Below are 6,277 nucleotides of genomic sequence, written 5' to 3'. Positions count from 1 at the left end.
CGCCCTGCGGCCGCACCTTCGACGGCGGGATCAGCGGCTCCGCGATCTCCCACAGCCCGTCCGGAACAATCCAACTCCACGTACCCCGCCCCATGCTGAGCCCAACGACCGAATCACCACATAGGACACGGTCTTAGTACTGGGACTCGGCCCAGAAGTTGAAAATCCGGGAGAGGCCCGCGCGTAGCGCTCCGCGCCGCGTGAGCACGGATCGGTCCACGCCGGAGAAGAGGACCGCCAGCGAGACGTCGGCGGGCAGGACGCACCCCCTCGCCTGCACGGTGATCTTTCGCCCGCTCCCCATGCCTGACTGCCGCACCACGATGACTGCGCCGGGGTCCTCGGAGTCGGGCTGCCGGGACAGCTCGTACGCCCGGCGGTTGAGCGCCGCGAGCCGGTAGGAGTCCCCCAGATACGTCATGTGCAGGGAGCGCCCTCGGTGGGTCGGTGCCCACCGGTTCCGGTTCATCCGCACCGACGCGTCGCCCACACGGAGAGTCGAGCGGTTGAGGGTCGGCATGGGCGCGACCTCCGTGTGTAGACCGCGCGTTTCGAAAGTGGCCAGCGGGATCAGCCCACCACGTACCTCTGTGACGAGGGCGTTCGGCACGTCCCGGCCCGCGGGGTACACCACCCTGACGTCGCCGAGCTCCGGAGAGATTCCCTGCCAGCCGAACTTGGTACGACCGTGGGGCTGCTTCTCCTTCCAGTGGGTGAGCGTGAACGGGCTGATGGTGGTGTGCATGTACTTTCCTCGCTAGTCGAACGGGTTGAGGGCGCTGCCCAGCTTCTTCGCCCCGTCGGCGATGCCGTCCCCGATATCCGAGGCCTTGTTGCCGACCCAGTCCCCTGCCTTGTCGAGGCCTTCTCCAATTGCCTCGTGGTTGTCCCAGACCAGACAGCCCGCGTACACCAGACCCGTGCCCACGGCCAAGCCGGCCGTCACCGGGTTGGGCGCGACAGTCAGCGCAGTCATCGACGCGCTGAACGCGGTCCCACTGAGGTCACTGGCGAACTTCGAAGGATTGGCCTTGATCATGTCGGCGTCGTACGTGGCCAGGTTGGCGACACCGTAGGCGGTCGCCGCGACCCCGCCGACGACACCCGCGCCCCGAATCCAGCCGGCGGCCTTCGCGGCGTTCGCGAGACCTCCGTTCTGTGCGACCTTCACGAGGTTGGCCTCTGCGGCCGACGGCATGACGAAGGAACCATTCCGCATGAAGCCACCGAACATGGCGGCTTCGTCGGACCCGGTGACGGCGTTGACCAGACCCGGCGGCACCTTGCCCAGCAGGCTTCCTGGAACGGCCCCGGCCATCCGGCTGTTGATGAAGGTGGAGAGGAAAGTACCGGGCGCGGTGACGTCCTTGCCCTGCTTCAGGTACTTGAACAGTTTGAAAGCGCCGCCCGCACTTCCGCCGACAGCTGCGGCGAAGGCTGAAGCTGTGATGGTGCCTTTCTGTACCGCGGCGAAAAGATCCGCAAGCCTCTTGCTGCCTGTGATCTTCTCCACGCCGTCCCTTTGGAGGCGCTGCAGATAGTCGTCCAGCGTCTCGCCGTCGCGCATGGCCAACGAGGAAAGCTCCATGCGCTCCTGCTTCTGCTGGTCGTCCGCCGTCGCGACCTTGTCGGCACTGCCGTTGAAGCCACCCGTCGTTCCGTCGTTCTTGCCGCCGTCGGTGCCCCTGACCACGGCTTCGAGGTCCTTCTGGAGGTCCTTGTCGGCGTCGTCGACAGCCTTCACACACGACTTGATGTAATCGGCCCAGGACTGCTCGCTGTCCCGAACGCTCTTGGCGTAATCAGGATCGTGGCGCAGGGCGTTGCGCTCGCCCTCTGTCGCCCGCTCGTAGTCGAAGGCGACGTTGCCCTGCTCGGACACCTTCATGCCGGCCTCGACGGCATCGGCACGCGCGGACTCCAGCCGCTCCTTCAGTTCGACGAACTGGGCGTGCGCGTTGCGCAACAATGTCGCCGTCGCCTTCGCCTGGGTCTGGGCCGCCTGGTACTCGTACCGAGTCGCGGCAAAGTTCACAAACGCGGCGTTCGCGCTCTCACCCAACCACCCCTCACCGAGCGTTACCTTCTGGACACCATCCCGGTAGCGCTTCTCAACCTTCGAGAATTCATCCATTTGTCAGCAGCAGCGGAAAGCTTTCCGAGGTCGGCGGTCATGACATCGCGATATGTCAGCATGCTCGTTTCCTCCGGAACGCCTCAAGGCCTCGCGGTGGCCTCCGGCCCTTCATCGATAGTTGTCCAGCGCCGAGGGTGTCCTGATGGCGTTGATGCCGTTGCGACGGTCCACATCGACCCCCGTCAGTGTGACGACCGTGTTCCCGAGGCCGTCACGCTCCCTGCCCAGGCGCCCCATGAGGGTCTTCACCTGCCCACTCCAGGTTGTCTGCACCTTCTTCAGCGCGGCTGCGGTCGCCCATCCGTCGAGGGCGCTCACCGCACTGCCGTTGGACTCGTCCGCGTGGCCCCCCGCCTTTTTGGTGCTCTCCAGCAGTTCGTTCTCTATGACCCCAGCGGCAGCCTTCTTCTCAGACGCTGTCGACGCGAGCTTCGAGGGGGCGCCAGACCCGTGCCCCGGGGTTGGGCCGTCCTCGGGAAAACTGTTCAGACGCATTGCGGTCGAGCTGCGTTCGGCCGCCGCAGCTCGCAGCTCAGCCCACTCCTCGTCGAATCCCATCCGCGCTTCCCCCTGGTGCCAGTCGCTTAGCAGCGCGTTCCTCGAGCCATCACCCGGATGCCGCCGCAATACATCAACCATCAGGACTCATCATGCATGCGCCCAATTCCACCAGCCCTCTCCGGGTACACAGCGGTTACTCGCCCGCCACGGGCTGCCGCCCAACGAGGAGGCCGCGGACTCGGGTACGCCTCCCGCGAAAGTCCGCCGAGTTCATGTGCGCTGCCTGGCCGCCGCCCCTTGACCAGTTTGTGGGTGCCCAGCCCCATCGGGGATGCGAACGGGCTCAAGGCCGGTACGCGGGCTGCGGACATGGCTGTCAGTGCTGCAATGGATGATCGGACGCATGACACACGGTTCCCTGGAAGCCCTTCGCTCTCTCGCTCTGCGGCATCTGTCGCCCGAGGACGCCGAGACGTGGGCCGGTCTGCTCCGGCCCGGCATGCGGCTCGCGGCGGCGGCTGATTCCGGCGATGTGGTCGGGCGGCTCGGCGGGCTTCCGGTGCTGCCTGTCACCTCGGCGTGGCCGGAGTGGGACGGGCACGGTCCGCTCTCCTTCGTCGCGTCGATCGACTGCGCGCGCGTGCCGTCGGCCGCACTGGACGTCGATCTGCCTCCAGCGGGAGCGTTGCTGTTCTTCTACTTCGACGGGCAGCTGGACGACGGTGAGGCCGTCGTCCTGGCCGAGGACCGGGAGAGCTGGGCGGGTGCCCGCGTGCTCTACGTGGAGGCCGGCGAGGAGGTGGCCGAGCGCGGGGCGCCCGACGGGCTCACTCCGTATCCGATGGTCCCGCTGACCGCCCGGACGGCGATGACGGCCACCGATCCCTGGCACCCGTCCGTCAGGACCGCCTTCGCCCCGGACGCCCCGCTCGGGAACCGTTACGACCACCCCATCTGCTCTCAGCCGTTCCTCGACGCGCTGTGGGACTTCGACGGCGGGGCAGGCCATCAGATAGGCGGCCACGCCCACTCGGTGCAGAACCCGGTGGAGATCGAGATCGCGGAGGCGGTCCTCGACGGCGAGGTCTCCTGGGCCGATCCACGCCTGTCCGAGGAAGCGGGCAACTGGGTGCTGCTGGCCCAGTTCGACAGCGATGAGGCAGCGGACATGATGTGGGGCGATACCGGGGTCCTGTACTGGCTGATCCGCCCCGAGGACCTGGCGGAGCGCCGCTTCGAACGGGCCATGTTCACCTGGCAGTGCGGCTGATGACCGCCACGCCTCCCGCCTGGGGAGTCCAGTACAGGCTGAGCCTGCCGAGCGAGGACGCCGCCCGCGCCGCCGCGGCGGAGCTGTCCGGGATGGGGCACCACCTGACGGCCGTGGGTCTGAAGTGCGGTGTCGTCACGGGCGCCCCGCATTTTCGGGCGTGGTGCGGATGGTGGGCGTGGTCCGCCGTTCAGTCCGTGTGGGAGGCGCCTCAGCCGCGAACATCCAGCGCTCCTTCTCGAGTGCGGCGGTGATCGAGATCAGGAGGTCCTGCGTGACCGGGTCGGCCCCCTCGGTGGCATCGATGCGCTCGCGCATCCGTGTGGCGGCGGCCCCCAAGGTCTCGACCATCATCTCGACGGCGTCGTCGTCGCGTATCCAGCCGTCCTTCGGGCCGGGCAGCGCGAACGCCGAGGCGATCGTCTCCGGCCGGCCGTCCGGCGGGAGACCGAGCGTCGCGGCCCGTTCGGCCACCGTGTCGGCGGCCTCGCGGATCACCGTCACCAGTTCGTCGAACTGCAGGTGGATGGAGCGGAAGCGAGGCCCCACGATGTTCCAGTGCGCCTGCTTCCCGATCAGCGAGATCCCGAGGAGATCCACAAGGGTGCTCTGCAGCGCGCTCCCGGCGACCTGACGGGCCGCGTCGGGAATCGTGCTCTTCATGACAGTCATACGGCGGTTCTCCTTGCGTAATCGGCTCCGGCGATACGGAGCAGTGCGACACGTTCCGGCGTCGGGGTGAGCGGTGGGCCCGCTCCCCTGGCATCGTCGTGGCGTGGGTTCAGGCTGTGTGGAGGGTGATGGCGGCCTGGACGGCGTCGGTGTCGCGCAGGGCGTTGAGCACGAAGAAGTCGTGGATGATGCCCGGGTAGCGGGTAGTCCGTCGACCACGAGGTGGATCGGGCCCCAGGGCGGCGATACGCACCGCCGCCTCCGCGCCCTCCTCGACGCTCTGCCCGATGTGGCCGGTGAACTCGGTCGCGGTCTGGCCGGGGTCCACCGTGTCTCTCCTGTGCGTGTCGTCGGAGCGGGTGCTCCCGGAAAGCGGTCACCAGGAGCACCCGCGGGATCGGTTCGCGGTGGTGCGGCCCGCCGGCGTCGATGCCGACGGGCGTCCGGCGCTAGCGCGCGGGACGGAACGGGCGCAGCAGGCGGATGCCGTCCTCGATGGATCCGTCGATCAGTTCGAGCATCCGCGGGACGAGTTCCCGCATCCGGGGCGCTGCGAGGTGGGCGTCGAGGTGGGCGCGGGTCTCCCAGCGTTCGTAGATGACGAACTCGCCGGGTCGGCCCTCGACTTCGTGGGCCTCGTAGTCGATGTTGCCGGGGTCGTTGCGCGAGGGGGTGACGGCGGCGGTGATGAACGCCTTGAGGTCGGCCTCCCTGCCCGCCTGCGCCTTCGCGTCCCAGACGACGGTCACGTATCCGGTGGGTGTTGCGGTCATGGTCATGTCTTTTCTGTTCCGTGCTGGCGGGCTGTGTGTCGGTACGGGCCGGTGTCAGCTCTCGATGAAGTCGAGGAGGTCGGCGTTGACGGCGTCGGCGTTCACGGTGCACATGCCGTGCGACAGTCCCGGATAGACCTTCAGGCGCGCGTTCTTGACCAACGTGAACGCCATCTCGGCGGAGTTGGCGATCGGGACGATCTGGTCGTCGTCGCCGTGCATGATGAGCGTGGGCACGTCGATCGCCCGGAGGTCGTCGGTGAAGTCGGTCTCCGAGAACGCCTTGATCCCCTCATAGTGCGCCTGCGCGCTACCGGTCATACCCTGGCGCCACCAGTTCTGGATGACACCCTGGGAGATGTCCGCGCCCGGGCGGTTGAACCCGTAGAACGGCCCGGAGGCGAGGTCGAGGTAGAACTGGGAGCGGTTGGTGGCCACGGCCTCGCGGAAGCCGTCAAAGACCTCGACCGGCAGCCCTCCCGGGTTCGATTCGGTCTGGACCATGAGCGGCGGGACCGCTCCGATGAGGACGGCCTTGGTGACCCGCCCGGCACCGTGCCTGGCGACGTACCGGGCGACCTCTCCGCCACCGGTGGAGTGGCCGACGTGGACGACGTCGCGCAGGCCGAGGTGCGCCACCACGGCGGCAGCGTCCGCCGCGTAGTGGTCCATGTCGTGCCCGTGGCCGACCTGGGCGGAGCGCCCGTGCCCGCGGCGGTCGTGGGCGATGACACGGTAGCCGTGCTGGACGAGGAACAGCAGTTGGGCGTCCCAGTCGTCCGCGCTCAGCGGCCAGCCGTGGTGGAACATGACCGGCCGGCCCGAGCCCCAGTCCTTGTAGAAGATTTCGGTTCCGTCGCTGGCGGTGACGAACGGCATGGTCGGCTCCTCGTGGTCTCGCCCGGGTACCGGGCGGTTTCGATG

General features: G+C 68.0%; 8 protein-coding genes and 1 pseudogene. 1 reads left to right on the top strand and 8 read right to left on the bottom strand.

Features of this window, described 5'->3' with window-relative positions:
- The 4 genes and pseudogenes from ACIRD8_RS35605 to ACIRD8_RS35590 all read right to left on the bottom strand — a co-directional run.
- Positions 1-94, bottom strand: a pseudogene (locus ACIRD8_RS35605) (IS5/IS1182 family transposase); the annotation flags it as partial.
- Positions 95-133: 39 nt separating this feature from the next.
- Positions 134-745: a hypothetical protein gene (locus ACIRD8_RS35600; RefSeq protein WP_404001238.1), complete on the bottom strand. Its 612-nt coding sequence runs from the start codon at positions 743-745 to the stop codon at positions 134-136.
- A 12-nt stretch (positions 746-757) separates the two neighbouring features.
- A complete protein-coding gene (locus tag ACIRD8_RS35595) occupies positions 758-2,134 on the bottom strand; it encodes a hypothetical protein (protein WP_404001235.1) in 1,377 nt (458 codons plus the stop codon).
- A gap of 111 nt (positions 2,135-2,245) precedes the next feature.
- Entirely contained in the window at positions 2,246-2,776 is a 531-nt protein-coding gene (locus ACIRD8_RS35590) for a hypothetical protein (protein ID WP_404001232.1), read from the bottom strand.
- Between the two features lie 265 nt (positions 2,777-3,041).
- On the opposite strand from ACIRD8_RS35590, the gene ACIRD8_RS35585 reads away from it, so the two are divergent.
- Positions 3,042-3,908: a YwqG family protein gene (locus tag ACIRD8_RS35585; RefSeq protein ID WP_404001229.1), complete on the top strand. Its 867-nt coding sequence runs from the start codon at positions 3,042-3,044 to the stop codon at positions 3,906-3,908.
- 135 nt (positions 3,909-4,043) lie between these two features.
- On the opposite strand, the gene ACIRD8_RS35580 is transcribed toward ACIRD8_RS35585, so the two are convergent.
- The 4 genes from ACIRD8_RS35580 to ACIRD8_RS35565 form a co-directional block, all read right to left on the bottom strand.
- Positions 4,044-4,580, bottom strand: coding sequence for a Dps family protein (locus ACIRD8_RS35580; RefSeq protein WP_404001226.1), 537 nt, complete (start codon positions 4,578-4,580; stop codon positions 4,044-4,046).
- 109 nt (positions 4,581-4,689) lie between these two features.
- Positions 4,690-4,908, bottom strand: coding sequence for a hypothetical protein (locus ACIRD8_RS35575; protein WP_404001223.1), 219 nt, complete (start codon positions 4,906-4,908; stop codon positions 4,690-4,692).
- Between the two features lie 121 nt (positions 4,909-5,029).
- Positions 5,030-5,353, bottom strand: coding sequence for a putative quinol monooxygenase (locus ACIRD8_RS35570; RefSeq protein WP_404001220.1), 324 nt, complete (start codon positions 5,351-5,353; stop codon positions 5,030-5,032).
- Positions 5,354-5,407: 54 nt separating this feature from the next.
- A complete protein-coding gene (locus ACIRD8_RS35565) occupies positions 5,408-6,232 on the bottom strand; it encodes an alpha/beta fold hydrolase (RefSeq protein WP_404001217.1) in 825 nt (274 codons plus the stop codon).
- Positions 6,233-6,277: the final 45 nt, after the last annotated feature.

It is taken from the genome of Streptomyces sp. NPDC102451 (assembly GCF_044765485.1).
In the GTDB taxonomy this organism is placed as follows: Bacteria; Actinomycetota; Actinomycetes; order Streptomycetales; family Streptomycetaceae; genus Streptomyces.
Note: the sequence above shows the minus strand (reverse complement) of the source record. Positions and strands in the feature narration are given on the sequence as shown.

Excerpts from the sequence above, each read along its gene's own strand:
- ACIRD8_RS35595 (WP_404001235.1), bottom strand. The coding sequence starts at position 2,134 with ATGGATGAATTCTCGAAGGTTGAGAAGCGCTACCGGGATGGTGTCCAG.
- ACIRD8_RS35570 (WP_404001220.1), bottom strand. The coding sequence starts at position 5,353 with ATGACCGCAACACCCACCGGATACGTGACCGTCGTCTGGGACGCGAAG.
- ACIRD8_RS35590 (WP_404001232.1), bottom strand. The coding sequence starts at position 2,776 with ATGGTTGATGTATTGCGGCGGCATCCGGGTGATGGCTCGAGGAACGCG.
- ACIRD8_RS35565 (WP_404001217.1), bottom strand. The coding sequence starts at position 6,232 with ATGCCGTTCGTCACCGCCAGCGACGGAACCGAAATCTTCTACAAGGAC.
- ACIRD8_RS35585 (WP_404001229.1), top strand. The coding sequence starts at position 3,042 with ATGACACACGGTTCCCTGGAAGCCCTTCGCTCTCTCGCTCTGCGGCAT.
- ACIRD8_RS35600 (WP_404001238.1), bottom strand. The coding sequence starts at position 745 with ATGCACACCACCATCAGCCCGTTCACGCTCACCCACTGGAAGGAGAAG.
- ACIRD8_RS35580 (WP_404001226.1), bottom strand. The coding sequence starts at position 4,580 with ATGACTGTCATGAAGAGCACGATTCCCGACGCGGCCCGTCAGGTCGCC.